11 protein-coding genes are annotated in these 13,162 nt (G+C 46.1%); 7 read left to right on the top strand and 4 right to left on the bottom strand.

What is annotated here, in order from left to right; translation table 11 throughout:
* Positions 1 to 3 precede the first annotated feature (3 nt).
* Positions 4 to 1,116 carry a hypothetical protein gene (locus P8H26_RS10510; protein WP_289387796.1) on the bottom strand — a complete coding sequence of 371 codons (1,113 nt, stop codon included), beginning with the start codon at positions 1,114 to 1,116 and terminating at the stop codon, positions 4 to 6.
* A 117-nt stretch (positions 1,117 to 1,233) separates the two neighbouring features.
* On the opposite strand from P8H26_RS10510, the gene P8H26_RS10515 reads away from it, so the two are divergent.
* Complete coding sequence (locus P8H26_RS10515; protein WP_289632913.1) at positions 1,234 to 1,383, top strand: hypothetical protein; 150 nt, start codon at positions 1,234 to 1,236, stop codon at positions 1,381 to 1,383.
* Here P8H26_RS10515 and P8H26_RS10520 read toward each other — a convergent pair.
* On the bottom strand, positions 1,373 to 2,689 hold the full coding sequence (locus P8H26_RS10520; protein ID WP_289632914.1) for a PD-(D/E)XK nuclease family protein: 1,317 nt from the start codon (positions 2,687 to 2,689) through the stop codon (positions 1,373 to 1,375). The genes P8H26_RS10515 and P8H26_RS10520 overlap by 11 nt on opposite strands.
* Before the next feature lie 192 nt (positions 2,690 to 2,881).
* Between P8H26_RS10520 and P8H26_RS10525 the strand changes: the two genes are divergently transcribed.
* The gene (locus tag P8H26_RS10525) at positions 2,882 to 3,874 is read left to right on the top strand and encodes a site-specific integrase (protein WP_289387798.1); all 993 of its coding nucleotides are present in this window, start codon (positions 2,882 to 2,884) and stop codon (positions 3,872 to 3,874) included.
* Positions 3,875 to 4,412: 538 nt separating this feature from the next.
* Positions 4,413 to 5,438, top strand: coding sequence for a hypothetical protein (locus P8H26_RS10530; protein ID WP_289632915.1), 1,026 nt, complete (start codon positions 4,413 to 4,415; stop codon positions 5,436 to 5,438).
* Between the two features lie 689 nt (positions 5,439 to 6,127).
* On the opposite strand, the gene P8H26_RS10535 is transcribed toward P8H26_RS10530, so the two are convergent.
* Positions 6,128 to 6,694 carry a recombinase family protein gene (locus tag P8H26_RS10535; RefSeq protein WP_289632916.1) on the bottom strand — a complete coding sequence of 189 codons (567 nt, stop codon included), beginning with the start codon at positions 6,692 to 6,694 and terminating at the stop codon, positions 6,128 to 6,130.
* 214 nt (positions 6,695 to 6,908) lie between these two features.
* On the opposite strand from P8H26_RS10535, the gene P8H26_RS10540 reads away from it, so the two are divergent.
* A complete protein-coding gene (locus P8H26_RS10540) occupies positions 6,909 to 9,749 on the top strand; it encodes a type I restriction endonuclease subunit R (protein ID WP_289632947.1) in 2,841 nt (946 codons plus the stop codon).
* Here P8H26_RS10540 and P8H26_RS10545 read toward each other — a convergent pair.
* Positions 9,721 to 10,023: a hypothetical protein gene (locus P8H26_RS10545; RefSeq protein ID WP_289632917.1), complete on the bottom strand. Its 303-nt coding sequence runs from the start codon at positions 10,021 to 10,023 to the stop codon at positions 9,721 to 9,723. The two genes, P8H26_RS10540 and P8H26_RS10545, sit on opposite strands and share 29 nt — an antisense overlap.
* A 566-nt stretch (positions 10,024 to 10,589) precedes the next feature.
* Between P8H26_RS10545 and P8H26_RS10550 the strand changes: the two genes are divergently transcribed.
* From P8H26_RS10550 to P8H26_RS10560, 3 genes are all read left to right on the top strand, one after another.
* Complete coding sequence (locus P8H26_RS10550; RefSeq protein ID WP_289632918.1) at positions 10,590 to 11,726, top strand: Fic family protein; 1,137 nt, start codon at positions 10,590 to 10,592, stop codon at positions 11,724 to 11,726.
* A 449-nt stretch (positions 11,727 to 12,175) separates the two neighbouring features.
* Complete coding sequence (locus P8H26_RS10555) at positions 12,176 to 12,565, top strand: AlpA family transcriptional regulator (protein WP_289632919.1); 390 nt, start codon at positions 12,176 to 12,178, stop codon at positions 12,563 to 12,565.
* Positions 12,562 to 13,162: hypothetical protein (locus P8H26_RS10560; RefSeq protein ID WP_289632920.1), on the top strand; the 601-nt coding region annotated here is incomplete at its 3' end. The genes P8H26_RS10555 and P8H26_RS10560, both read left to right, overlap by 4 nt.

Genomic DNA, 13,162 nt, shown 5'->3' on the forward strand with positions numbered 1-13,162 from the left:
CCCTTATGAAACACCATGCTTTATTCGTTCAACAAGCTGTGAGCCCCAGACAGTGAATTTCGCCGCAATGTCATCAGAGGCCAGTTGCTTAGCCAGGAATGATGGGAAGCCAGCCAAATTTCCGGTCGACAGCGGACCAACAATTTCTACAAGTTGGTCATAAAGTTCGCGCCTGATACCTTCGTCGGAGAAGGCAGGCTGTTTAAAAAGCCACTTCAATGAGAAAGATATCTCACCCTTCGCCGCCCATAAGTGAAGCGGATAGAGTGGCTTGTCATTGTGATCAGTAATCATCACATAGAGTGACGCATGTGTGCTCGAAATCACTGGCTTTGCACGCCAATTATCGATTGCAGCCAGAAATTGCGATGCGCCCCTCTCAAAATCTGCACCTAACGGCCGAATATGGGTTTCTAGCCATTCTGTTATCGCGATCGGCTCTAATGATTGAGAAAGCCGTTTCGCTGACGCAGTTCTTTCTGTCTCACCTATTATGCGAGGGCTTAGTGTTGTATGACCAACAGCACTTGTATACCACCGCAGCTCAACAGCGCGGACGTCTGCGCGCATTTGGTCATTCAAGAACTCTATGATACGAGCCAGTTCCCGAGATATTTCATCGGCGACAAAAACCAATTTGACTTGCCCCGCTCTGAAGTTAGCGTCAACCTGGTTCCAGAAGTCGGCAGGATCCTGCTCACCAATAAAATCAGCCAAAATCTTGTCGGGCTCTGCACCCTCCTGAAGTGCAGTCACAGCGAAACTTTCAGCAATCTTACCTGGCTGCCAGTAAGCTGTAGCGTTAGCTGCATATTCAAGCATTTGTCCGATTACTTCTCGCCTCAACCTTGTGTCTACAGCTCGCTTAAGCTCAACGAGCACCGGAACAGCCGCTCTAGTAACGAACAAATGATCTACAGACCACCGTCCGGAACCTTGCTCACTGTCTCGGATGGCTTGTTCGCGTTTAATAAGCAACAACTCCCCGTCACCATCTGATATCAACTCCGGATATTGGGCGACTAAAAACTGCATGCGATCTTCGTTTTCTGGGGCGGAAGGCGTCATGCGTTGGAGAGTGCCGTCTGGGTTCACTGTGTAGATCAAGCCTTGCATCAAGAATGCCTCTATATCAAATCACCGGCAGGAATATTCCTAGCTAGTTAACCCTGCAATTATTAGAACTTTTACAAATAAAGACAGATTAGCCCTGCAAAATCTTCAGGTTTAAAAATGCGTAGACACAACGATGAGTTACAGAACGGCACCTTGGTCGCTCTGCAGTGGTGTATACTACTCAATATCGTCAATCTCGTCTGGATGGCACAGACAACCGTTGGTGCACAGACGTGGCATGAAGCCACGCTGCAAATCATGACTTAAGTTTTCCGTAATGCAAGAATTCAGATATTATACCGGCTACGAGATCAAATTCCGGATTGAAGTCGGCCAGAAGCTGTTTCAATTTTTGCTCTATTTCATCAGTGTCGTGAACGTCATTAATGACAATGGTATTTTTTCTCAAAAATTTTGAATAGAGGCGACCCTCATCGGCAGCGCCATTTTGAAACTGAACCCGCCCCATGCCCTTCTCAATTGCCGACACCTTGATCGCATCAATTATGCCTTTCCGAATTTGGTAATCAGAAATTGGGCCAACTTCTGCATTCAGCTTTATATGGCCTTTGGTGCCATCGTCCCCGGCCCAAATTTCTGCCCAGACAATAAACGGATAGCCACCCCACCAGCTTTCACAGCCTGGCCATTGTCTATTGGTCCCATCCAACGCTTCAAACCAGCTAAATGGCAGAAAGCTTACATTGCTCTTCGTAAGCCCAGAATAGATATATTTAGTGTCACCTATTATGACCTGCTCACCCCGTTTAGGATTGTCTCCAAATACGCGATGAACTGCCAACGCAAAATCTGACCCTGAGCCATGTTCTATAACGAAGTCCAAAACTTTCTTATGGTCTCGATACAGCTGGCGCGCCAAATTTTCCATTTCAGATCGCTCTTTGCTCATACCGGTGAGCTCCTCCAGAATATGCAAATAATGAGTGAGAAAAGTCGTGACTTCCGGTGAGAGAAGATAGGCTTCTTGTTCAAGATATCGCTTTAAAAAGCTGCAAATTTTATTATATTTTATCGACGTATATTCTGTGTCTTCGGCTATCTCTTCATGTAGCGTCAAAAAAACCCCACGAATATCAATCGTCGACACAGATGCCTGGGTCGTGCTCTGCGCCCGGAACAACTCCATTATACGCTCACGATATTTGGTAAGCTGTCCTTTGTGCTGTCGGCTATGAACTTTGTTCTCTACGATGAAGGCCCAACGATTCTGCGGTGACAATATAAAAATATCAATATTATTCCACTCGCATCTAACATCTGCATCACGCATATCACTTTGCGAAATTTGAAGAGCATTGGGTTTTTTACCGCTGTCTCCCTTGATTGCTTCAGACAAAAATGCCCTCAAGAAATGATCACCCAGACCATGCGTCTCTTTTGGATTCAGCAACCAAGCGAGAATGGCAGAGTGGCGAATTTCCATTCCTTCCATCTTCATAACTTTGATTGGGTTAAAGCGATTAAGAGAAGCTTCGATACGCTGCAGTGCATCGTTATTGACAAATAACGCCTCTAATTCATCATAACTCGGTGCGCTTTGCGTGATTTTCATTGAGCACATATTTATACTACCAATCTCCAAGACCGTTCATGTAACAACAATCGAAGCGAACTTACAAGCACACAGCTTGATCATTGATTCATTTGATTTAAGTAGCATCTAGCCTATAAATTAAGAGATATCCTTGGCACCTCATCCAGGGCATCCTACGCTTGATTTTCAATACCAATTGGAGATCATGCAATGGCTACCATCCGCAAACTCAGAGGACGTTGGCAAGCACAAGTCCGCAGACGTGGTATGAAACCACGCTGCAAATCATTCGACAGCAAAACAGAAGCCGAAAAATGGGCGCGTGAGCTGGAAAATCAGGTCGACAAGTTCGGTGCTGCACAAGACACGCGCATTCTTGAAAGCACTACGCTCGGCGCGTTGATGAATCGATACGCCGAAGAGGTGTCGCCAACAAAACGTGGCGCTACCCAAGAGATACAGCGCCTGGGCGTGCTACAGCGTCATGATCTTGCTTACCGGACGCTGATTGGCTTGTCACAGCAAGACATTGCATCATTCCGTGACGAACGCCTGAAGACAGTCAGACCAGCTACAGCCGTGCGTGAGCTTGCTATACTCAGCCATGTGCTAGATGTCGCCATGCGTGATTGGGGTTATCCCCTTGCCCAGAACGTCGTGAAAATGATCAGACGCCCAACAATCAATAATGCCAGATCACGTCGTCTCAACGCATCGGAAGAACAACGCTTATTAGACGCCTGTGACGACGGTAGAGTCGCATGCTTCCGTGCGCTTGTCATTGTAGCCATTGAGACCGGAATGCGCCGTGGTGAGCTTCTGGGACTCAAATGGAGCGATATCTCACATAACCGCCGGGTGATATCATTAGCACTGACTAAGAACGGAACGAGCCGGGAAGTTCCATTATCACAACGCGCATATGAAGCGTTGATGTCGCTTCATGATAATGACAGCACAGATCAATCTATGCCTTTTGGAATGACAATCTCAGCCTTTGATCAAACATGGAAGCGCGTCATCAAACGTTCCGGTATTATAGATCTCAAATTCCATGATCTGCGTCACGAAGCTGTCAGTCGTTTCTTTGAACTGGGTTTGAACATTATGGAAGTCAGCACGATCTCCGGACATAAAGAGCTCTCAATGCTGAAGCGATACACACACTTGAGCGCTGACAGCCTGGTGGCGCGTTTAGGTTAAATCACTCTACTATAAGGATTTCGCACAACAGCGAAGTCCTAGAAAAATCCGACTTTATTGTTGGGGATGCCTTCTGGCGCCGGAGGACATTTGGGATCGTAACCACCGCTGCCTAAAAGCTTTACATTACGTCAAAAAGCAGTTCTTTTACATAGAAAACTGAGCCAAAAACCAATTCTAAAAGTATTATTAAAAATATTCTTCTCAGCGCCTCTGAGCACTTTATTTCCCTTAACTTTACATTAAATTGACAAAAACTTAAATTTTAATCAATAACCACAACAATCAATATAAAAATTATCGTATATTTTATATAATTTTATAATTAATCGTAATAATTGATGCAATTAGACAATATTTTTAATATTAAAAATCAATTATAAAAAACGCTATATACCGTTACTATTACAAATTAAATTATTTTTCAGTCCCTATTAAAAACAGTAAATCATCACCTATATATTTCGATGATTAGCTATTTAACGCTTTCACTTCAATCATTTGTTCTTAACGCGCCATTTGGTGCGAAGGATTAGCTATGCTTAAAAAACTGAAAAACCCGGAACATGTTCGATTTGAAAATCTCATTGATGATATGCTTCAAAATTCAGATATTACTCTTATAGCTGAAAGAAATTTACTATCGAAAAAGTGGTTTGAATATCGCTTTTATTCTCCTAGCCAGGCAGATCGTTGCTTCTTAAAAGCGTATCAAAATATTTATAGTCGAAAAATTGCTGAGAATATTGATCGTGATCTCGCGCGCAATGCGCGGGGGGCGCACTCTAAAACTATTGAACATAATACACGTGAGAGAAGCCAATTGAGGGCTGCTCGACAGCGAGCTGATGAGTTTGGTATGCCTTACCCGGTATATATTGAGGCAGCGTTTAATTTCGCCTTACTTAAGAGCGACAAACGCAAACACTTTCCGCGCCCAAATGAGCTCCATGGCAATAGCGAAGCCGCTCCATGGTTCGTGGATTACGTCATGAAGCGATGGCATGAGTGCCTGGCAGATGGCCTGTTCAGTGTCGAGCATCCAGCCTACTTGATCGAAAACTATAAGGACTTACCTGCACAGAACGAGTTTAGAGCATTTATTGTTCAACACGTGCAGCATGAAAACATCCCTCTGCACCGGGCAATTAGGAAATACACTTACGAAAAGAGGCAAATCCCGCTTGATGTTTTTAAAAACAATTTTCCAGAAGCGTTATTTCAACAAGCACTGAAGATCGCTGAAAGTGACCTGCAACATCATCCGGTCGATGTAGAGCGCGTGATCCCGATAGGTAAATCAGAACTCTGGCCGACCTGCTTTGCGCTTCATTATACCTGCACACCAACCTCACCGGAATGCTCTTCTTGCCCACTTTTGCCTGGGTGTAAGAAGACCGGGGATACACTTGTAGCCAAGGCAGGCGTAAAAATCGGCATTGCTGACCCGGCAGGTGATTATGAAAAAAGATTGGCTCGGGACCGGAAGAGACGCCAACGAGAACGAGAACGTAAAAACAAAACGGCAAGCCTTCAGAATGTGCCGCAAGATGTAATTATCTGAACTTTAAATACCTCAGAGTGTTGAAATTGGGTTCCGGAGATGTCACGCTGCCAATTATTCTTATTATAACTATAATAGTAAGTAATAATAAGAATAATTGGCAGCGTGACACATTCAACCCAAAAACCATCTCCGGCTCGCAAAAGACACCATATGTCCCCGAAGAGGTCATAGAACGAATTAACATCCGGAACACAACAGACTCGGCTTGCTGAGATTTAAATGCAACCTCTGCAAGCGCGCGCAGAGACTTGCTGATGAGCGCAATCTTCCGGACGGATACTTTTGCATCAACAAGCAAGGACGTTGCCAGTGAAGCTCTCTGAGTCACATAGCGCCATCCAAAACAAGAATCTGATACGCCAGGATCAGCGCACACTTAATGAAACTCATTACGGATTGTAACGGCTGAATTTAATGATACGGTCTAGCGATCCTTAGCAATCCAGAAAGACGTGTTGGCCCCACCGGATCGATATGACCCTCAAAAAACGAAATCATTTCGTATTTGCTTCTGAAGTGAAACATAAGCTTCATGAGTTTTAGCCCTGCATGCATTGAGCATCATAACCCCGAAACATAAAACACTCATAACGACTCACTGGCGAGCACTGTATTCAAGACGAACTTTTCCACGTCGATAGACTGAAAGCCAGCCAGTGACTCGCTATATGTCAAATTGAGCTACTTTAATGCACTGGTGTGCTTTTGAGCGTGCGCAACAATGTTCGCGGATGAATATTGTATCGCTTTGCGACTGCTTCCACTGATACGGAGCCATCCTCAATTGCAAGACGCGCCTCATGGCGCTGCTCTTCATTCATTGCCGGTCGTCTGCCAATCTGACTACCACGCGCACGCGCCGCAGACATTCCGGCTTTAGTCCGCTCACTGATCAACGACCGCTCGAACTCAGCCATTGCAGCCAGAAGATGAAACAATAATCGTCCACCGGATGATGATGTATCAATAGCCTCACTCAATGAGCGGAACTCAACCTGGCGTTCACCAAGCTCCGTCACTAACCGGATCAAATCAATCAACGACCGCCCTAAACGGTCGAGCCGCCAAACAACCAGCATGTCTCCGGCTCGCAAATCATTCAAAGCAGCCGTAAGTCCAGGCCGTTCAAAATCTGCACCGGATATGCCCTGATCAGCATGAATATAAGAACAGCCAGACGCCTCTAATGCTGCATTTTGCAGCGCCAAGTTCTGATCTGCCGTCGAAACACGCGCGTATCCAATTTGTCTCATGCTCATTATTCAATTAGGTCAATCTGAAATACGGGATATTTTACAATGAGATAATACCCGTTCCCCTATTGACGAAAAGGAACCCTTTTGTGCGGCATGGATTTAATTGTTGACCGTTTAAACCCAGTTATAGAAAACAAGGACTTCCGGTTATGACAAAATAGGTATTCTAGCAGTAGGAGAAGGGTTCCCTTTCGTGCGGTAAAAATGATCAATACCGTTCTGGAGTGGATATGCCCACCGACGGCGTGCCGATATAGTGGGGTTCGTCAATGGTCTACCATTGATGTTCTGTGAGCTTAAGCGCCCAGACAAAGATCTGAAACGCGCCTATGCTGAGAATCTGTCCGACTACAAGGACGCAGTTCCTCACCTGTTTCACTTCAACGCCTTTGTCATCCTCGGCAATGGCGACCTGGCCAAATTAGGCTCGATCAGTGCGGATTACGATCACTTCTCGGACTGGCTAAAGCTGGATGAGTCTGAGCGGCGTGACGAGATGCTGCCGATGGAAGCACTTCTACGCGTGGTCTGTGACAAACGGCGTTTTATGGACCTGTTCGAGAACTTCATCTTGTTTGCCGATTCCGCGAATGGTCCGGTGAAAATTCTTGCAAAGAACCATCAGTTTCTCGGCGTCAACCGTGCGGTTGAGGCAGTTGCCAACCGGAAAGCTCTGGACGGAAAGCTGGGCGTGTTCTGGCACACGCAAGGGTCGGGCAAGTCTTTTTCTATGGCACTGTTCACTCAGAAGGTGCATCGTAAGCTGGGCGGTGATTACACTTTTCTGGTGCTGACCGACCGGACAGACCTGGACAACCAAATTTACAAGACTTTTGCCAGCGTAGGGCTTGCCAACAACGACAAGGACCCTTGCCGGGCCGGATCAGCCCAGGAACTGCGGGACTTGCTCGGCCAGCAGAAAAAGGTGATCTTCGGTATGATCCAGAAGTTCACTGATGATCAGGCTAAAGGTGGCACTTATTCAGGCCGAGACAACATCATTGTGATGACAGACGAAGCGCATCGGTCGCAATATGGCACACTGGCGCTGAACATGCGCAAAGCGCTGCCCAAGGCGGCATTCATCGGCTTCACAGGAACCCCGCTGTTTTCCAACGATCAAATCACCAAACAGGTCTTCGGCGCCTATCTTTCGACTTATGACTTCCAGGACGCCATTGAGGACGGTGCAACGCTACCGCTTTACTACGACGCACGCGGTGACAAATTGCAACTAACAGGCGGTGACCTGAATGAAAAGCTTGCCCAAGCTATTGCTGATGCAGAGATCGGCGATCCGGATGTTGCAGCGAAGCTCTCAGATGATCTGAAGCGTGAATATCATGTGGTGACTGCCGAGCCTCGCCTTCGTCATATTGCCAGAGATTTCACCTGGCACTTTTCCTCGAACTGGGAAAGTGGCAAAGCGATGTTCGTTGCCATCGACAAGATCACTGCCGTGCGGATGTATAATTTCATCTCCGAAGCTTGGCAGGCACGGATCACGGATCTGGAAAAAGGTCTGGCAAATATTTCCGACGATCAGGAGCGTTTGATCCGTATCCAGCAGATAGCCTGGATGCGAAAAACCGAGATGGCTGTTGTCGTCAGCGATGAGCAGAATGAGATCAAGAAATTCAAGGACTGGGGTCTCGACATTATCCCCCATCGCAAGCGGATGAAGGACGGCTTTGTCATTAGTGAGGTCGTTGGGGGTCGCGAGATTGAAAAGCGTCTGGATGTAGAAACTGCCTTCAAGCGCGAAGACCATCCATTCCGGATCGTAATCGTGTGCGCCATGTGGCTGACTGGCTTTGACGTGCCGTCATTATCTACACTCTACCTGGATAAACCGCTACAGGCGCATACCTTAATGCAGGCAATCGCCAGGGCGAACCGGGTCAAGGAAGGCAAGAATAATGGCCTGATCGTTGATTATTGCGGCATTCTGAAGAACCTCCGTAAAGCATTGGCCACGTTTGCTGGGCACACAGGCGGCAAGGGTCCGCTAGACGAAGGTGGTGACGAACCTGTTATCGATCCGCTCGCCCCTCAAGAAGCGCTACTGGGAGAACTTGCGGAGGCTATATATATCGTCCGCGAAGGGCTGCAAGCCGATGGTTTTGCGCTTGAACAACTGCACAGTGCGACTGGATTTGATAAACTCAAGGTGCTGAAAGATGCCAAGGAGTTGATCAACACCAATGATGAAACACGCAAGCGGTTTGAGATTTCGGCCCGAGCTGTCTTCCGAAAATACAAATCCTGCCTGACCTTCCCGGATGTGGAGCGACACAAGCCAGGCTTTCAGGCCATCAATTATATCTACAACTCACTTCAAGAAGACAAGCTGGCCGCCGACACATCGGCCATCATTCAGAAGTTGAACGCGATCGTTGGCGAAGCTATCAACATTCGCCCGGATAGTGCTGATGACAAAATCTTCGATATCTCCAAGGTGAACTTTGACTTGCTTCGCCGTGAATTTGCGAAGAGTGAGCGCAAAGCGAGCGATGTCCAGGACCTTCGGAATGTTCTTGAGGAGCGGCTCGCAAAAATGCTGGCGGCTAATCCCACCATTGAAGATTTCCAGATTCGTTTTGGCCAGATCATCAACGACTACAATAAAGAAAAAGACAAGAACACTATCGAGGCCACCTTCGAAGCGCTGATGAGAATTGCAGCAGACCTCGAGGAGGAGGCGCAAAGTCATGTGGCACTGGGGCTGACGCAAGAGCAGAAGCCGATTTTCGACCTACTTATACAAGAAGACCTCTCAAAGGAAGAGATCCGGCAGATCAAGGCCGTCTCTGTCGTAGTGCTCAAAGCTATTCAACAGCGTATCGAAGAAGTTCAGGACCTGTTTGAGAAACAGAGCACTCGCGACGATTTACGGCAGCAGATCTACGACCTGCTTTACGACGACAAGACCGGGCTACCAGTCTCAAAATATAACGAAACAAATTTAGATGAGAAGACGGACGTTCTATTTCAGCATTTCATGCATAGCTTCAGGCCGAACGTTAATGCAGGATATACGATGATGCAGTGAGCTGATCTTCAAAATTAGTATAAACAACCGCCTTTTTACTCTTCTCGATATGGTGGACAAGATTGCGCAACCGTAATCGCACCAGCTCGAGTAAAGGCACGGTAATACCTTCCCACCAATGATCGGAAAGAATATCTAGAATTAGTGCATATTGGGCAGCAATAGACGGAATTGCTGTCTGCTCATCCAGGGCTGATGCTATTTCTGCCAATTGTTTTTTTAAGCGATCAAATCTTTTAGATCCCTTGAGCAAGGCCAGCTCTAGATTGAGCATGAGAAGATCAAAACGTTTGGCTTCCTCGGCCCCCCCTTCATCTCATTAGGTAATGGAGCAACCTGGTTAACCAGCTCTTCGCGCATCGCGTCAGAAAGTGAACTCCAACTAAGCCCAGATACCTAGAGGGACTACTATTTCGATCGAAAATAATTTTCCAAATTTAAATTTTACTTTATCGGCTGCAGATCGTCATCAATTTTCGATTCAGGACCGGCAATAACGATTAAAGTAGTGAAATCTTATTCAGCCCCTAATTCCAATTAAACGAAATGAAAACTTAAAAAACTTTCTTCAAATGCCGCCAAGCGCTCTTTGATTTTGAGTTCCATTTCCCTACCTATTTGGCAGACAAGTTGATTTGAATCTCGTAATTAACACTCAAAGTCATTTCTCTATCAAAAATAACGCCTTCTGGAAGCCAAGCTGCTTTGACTGCAATCAAGCACACTCAACGCGAATTGTCTTCCAAATTTTGTATTTATTGGTAGACAAGGCAGCTTGAACACTACATAAAACAATCAAGATAATTTGTCTCGCAAGAAAACCGAAATTTGGAAATCAAAATGGCTACACATCCAGGACTCGACCTATCAGAGGCTGTAGATTATCATTACGATCAATTTCCCCCGAGCGAAATTGATGCTAGTCGCTTGATTATGACAATTGCTTCAGCATCTGCAGCGCTAGCTCGTTATGATCAAATGCTCAAAGGAATGCACAATAGTGAAATTCTTCTAGCTCCCCTGCGTAATCAAGAGGCCGTTGTATCTTCTCGTATGGAGGGCACAGTAAGCACATTAGATGAAGTGCTTCGATACGAAGCAGATCAGGAAGAAAGCGGCAACGGCGTCGGTGGAAATTATCGTAACGAAGCTATCGAAGTATTTTTATACAGCCGCGCATTGACAGCCGCACAACGGAGTATCGAGCAGGGAGCACCGCTTTCTAGCTTTCTCATCAAAAGTGTTCACAAAGTTTTGCTTGGCTTCGGCAGGGGAGCCCATCTATCTCCAGGCGAATTCAAAACCGAACAAAACTATCTCGCCGATCGCATGCGGAGAAAAGTGCACTTTATTCCTATGCGTCCGGAACAGCTTAATGATGGTATGGAGAGACTATTTTCATTTATCAATTCAGATGAATGGCAGATTTTGATAAAGACAGCAGTTGCTCATCTAGAGTTTGAGGCATTACATCCCTTCAAAGATGGAAATGGACGTATCGGCCGCATGTTGATTACGCTCATGCTATGGAAATACGGAGCAATTTCTGCACCACATTTCTATATCAGTAGTTACTTTGAAGACCGCAGAGATGAATATATTGATCGCATGCGGGAGGTATCAAAATCGGGGGCCTGGACAGAATGGACTATCTTCTTCCTGGAAGCACTAGAAGCACAGGCCCAAAAGAATTTGGCTACAGCCGAGCGTATACGGGACCTCTATGAAGAGCTTAAGAAAGAGTTTCCGCAGATATTAACCTCACAATGGAGCACTGCCGCGCTGGACTTTTTATTCTCGCGTCCGGTTTTCAGAAATAACGTGTTCACAACAAAATCAGGTATTCCCGCGACATCAGCACATAGGTTTACTCGTATTCTCGCCGAACGAGGTCTTATTCGCACCCTTGAACCAGCTGCTGGCCGTCGGCCTGCCCTGTATAGCTTTGAACCGTTATTGCAAATTGTTCGTGAATAGCCACAGCCACGGCGCAATTCTATTCGTGATCTTCTACATTTGCCTTCAATACGAATTATCAATGCATCTCTTTGATAAAGTTTGATGGTGTTGAATAACATACAAAGCCATAATCACTTTACTCCCTCACGCACTCGAAATGCGGCGTGGGGGCAACTCCATCGTGGGTTCGAATCCCACCCTCTCCGCCAATACATCAAATTAAGCTATTGATTTTATTTAATTTTATTTGCATATAAAAATTCAGCCCATCATTCAGCCCATCAAACTATTTCTACTAAATTCACTCGTTTGCACAATTGTACCTGTAGATAATTAGCCCCTTGCCAAATGATGCGACCTGAGGTTACCTAATGTCCATAGCGTTCAATAGAGTCGCTCTTTTTCACATCAGCGCATGACGTGCTCCAAACTGATTTCCGTTGCTTAGCAGCGGGATGGAGTTCGTCATGAGTGCAAATAAATCCCCATCTCTTTTTGATAATAACTCTGAAATTGCTGTAACGAAGCAAGCCGCTCAGAACCCCTATGCCCTCGCGACAGGGAAAGAGGAACCATACCAAGCCTCCCCGCCACCAGCGCCTGCTAAGCCCGTCCGCAAAGCACCTAACGCTGCAAAAGTGCCAACAGGTTATGTCACCCCGAGCGCTGAGACCGAAGTTTATCTAACCGCCATACAAGTTTCACAAAGGCTGTCTGTTGGGAAAGCAACTGTCTGGCGCTGGGCCAAATATAATGCTGACTTCCCTAAACCTGTCCGTTTAACTCCTGGTGCCACGCGCTGGCGCTTGAGTGATCTCATTGCGTTTGAAACACGCGCGTTGACGGGAGCAGAATGATGACTGCACCATTGAAAAGCAATACTGAGTACAAAATCAAACGCTCAGCACAAGCACATCTTATTTACACGACAAATGATGTTCTTGAGCTATTTGGAATCGTACCCAACACTCTGACTGCATGGAAAAAACTGGGCCTACCTTTTGTGCGTAGCACTAGCGATCTTTATTTAGGGCAGGATCTCAGTGGGTTTCAGAAGTGGAATAAACAAAGACGACGTATCCCGCTGGAAAAAACAGAGGTCTATTGCGTTCACTGTAAACAGAAACATTCTCTACATGATAACGCATACAGCCTGAGACACTCTGAGGCTGGTAGCGATCACCTGGCTGTTACCTGCCCTATTACCGGTAAAGAGGCGCATCGGTTTGTTTCAGCCAATGAATTAAAGCTCATTGAGAAAGAACTTAATCCCAATAACAGAACCGACCAAGACGACTATAATGTCGTTCGGGTTGGCTCTAAAATTGCGATTTCTTCATCACCTGAATCAGCCATCATAAATCATGATAACCTTATCTTAAGATACGAGTATCAGACCTATCTCAAACAGGTCGAAGGTTTTTCGATTAAAACCATAACTGCCATACTCCGGC

This window comes from Pseudochrobactrum sp. sp1633, assembly GCF_030376605.1.
In the GTDB taxonomy this organism is placed as follows: domain Bacteria; phylum Pseudomonadota; class Alphaproteobacteria; order Rhizobiales; family Rhizobiaceae; genus Pseudochrobactrum.

Excerpts from the sequence above, each read along its gene's own strand:
- P8H26_RS10510 (WP_289387796.1), bottom strand. The coding sequence starts at position 1,116 with ATGCAAGGCTTGATCTACACAGTGAACCCAGACGGCACTCTCCAACGC.
- P8H26_RS10515 (WP_289632913.1), top strand. The coding sequence starts at position 1,234 with ATGCGTAGACACAACGATGAGTTACAGAACGGCACCTTGGTCGCTCTG.
- P8H26_RS10520 (WP_289632914.1), bottom strand. The coding sequence starts at position 2,689 with ATGAAAATCACGCAAAGCGCACCGAGTTATGATGAATTAGAGGCGTTA.
- P8H26_RS10525 (WP_289387798.1), top strand. The coding sequence starts at position 2,882 with ATGGCTACCATCCGCAAACTCAGAGGACGTTGGCAAGCACAAGTCCGC.
- P8H26_RS10530 (WP_289632915.1), top strand. The coding sequence starts at position 4,413 with ATGCTTAAAAAACTGAAAAACCCGGAACATGTTCGATTTGAAAATCTC.
- P8H26_RS10535 (WP_289632916.1), bottom strand. The coding sequence starts at position 6,694 with ATGAGACAAATTGGATACGCGCGTGTTTCGACGGCAGATCAGAACTTG.
- P8H26_RS10545 (WP_289632917.1), bottom strand. The coding sequence starts at position 10,023 with ATGCTCAATCTAGAGCTGGCCTTGCTCAAGGGATCTAAAAGATTTGAT.
- P8H26_RS10550 (WP_289632918.1), top strand. The coding sequence starts at position 10,590 with ATGGCTACACATCCAGGACTCGACCTATCAGAGGCTGTAGATTATCAT.
- P8H26_RS10555 (WP_289632919.1), top strand. The coding sequence starts at position 12,176 with ATGAGTGCAAATAAATCCCCATCTCTTTTTGATAATAACTCTGAAATT.